Origin of the sequence: Roseococcus thiosulfatophilus (assembly GCF_017311575.1) — a bacterium.
Lineage (GTDB): Bacteria > Pseudomonadota > Alphaproteobacteria > Acetobacterales > Acetobacteraceae > Roseococcus > Roseococcus thiosulfatophilus.
This window is the reverse complement of record NZ_JAFFQY010000049.1, coordinates 1-946: the sequence shown is the minus strand read 5'-3', so window position 1 is coordinate 946 and position 946 is coordinate 1. Positions and strand designations below refer to the sequence as shown.

Genomic DNA, 946 nt, shown 5'->3' with positions numbered 1-946 from the left:
AGAGCCCATCCGGAAAGGAATTGAATCGCCTGAGTTGGGTATGATTCGCTGCTTCTGCGGGCGATTCGCGGGAGCAGGCAATGGCGTGGACGGCAGAGCATCGGCGAGCGGCGGATCGGCGTGGCCTGCGGTATCCATCTGATCTGACGGATGCGGAATGGGCGCTGGTGGCGCCGATGATCCGGCCAGCGAAGCACGGCGGCAGGCCGCGCAGGGTGGATGTCCGCGAGGTTCTGAACGCAGTGTTCTACGTGCTCTCGACGGGCTGCCAATGGAGCGCGTTGCCGAAGGACCTGCCGCCGAAGAGTACGGTGTGGGACTACTTCTCGCGCTGGGAATGGGAAGGCACCATCGAGCGTATTCACCACGCGCTCTACGTCGCCGTGCGTGAGCAGGCAGGGCGCGAGGCCAGCCCGACGACGGCGATCATCGACAGCCAGACGGCGAAGGCGGCGCAAAAGGGGGCTCTACGCTCGACCCGTCCGGCTACGACGCGGGCAAGAAGGTCGTTGGCCGCAAGCGTCACCTGCTGACCGACACCATCGGTATGCTGCTCGCGGTGATCGTGCATCCGGCCAGCGTGCAGGACCGCGATGGCGCCGAGCCACTGCTGCGGCAGGCGCGCAGGCTGTTCCCCTTCATCGAGCGCATCTTCGGCGATGCAGGCTATCAGGGGCCGAAGATGGCCGCTGCCGTCGCCCGCACCGGCACGTGGAAGATCGAGATCGTCCGCCGCTGCGACAGACACAAATTCGTCGTGCTGCCGAAGCGTTGGATCGTGGAGCGCACCATTGGATGGATCAGCCGCAACCGCCGTCTCGCCCGCGACTTCGAGCGGCACTGCCGCATCGCCGCCGCCTTCGTCCGCATGGCCATGATCCGCATCATGCTTCGACGACTAGCCGCAAAGCCCTCAGCGTGAATCCAAACTTCCCGGATGGGCTCT

The 946-nt window shown here is 65.5% G+C and carries 1 protein-coding gene; it reads left to right on the top strand.

Annotated features, from left to right (window positions below; translation table 11 throughout):
• The first annotated feature begins 80 nt into the window (after positions 1-80).
• Positions 81-922, top strand: a protein-coding gene (locus JTN19_RS14505) for an IS5 family transposase (RefSeq protein ID WP_408901885.1) whose coding sequence is annotated in 2 segments (ribosomal slippage) — positions 81-462 and positions 462-922 — 843 coding nt in all. Because the reading frame shifts where the segments join, the coding sequence is not laid out codon by codon here.
• Positions 923-946 lie beyond the last annotated feature (24 nt).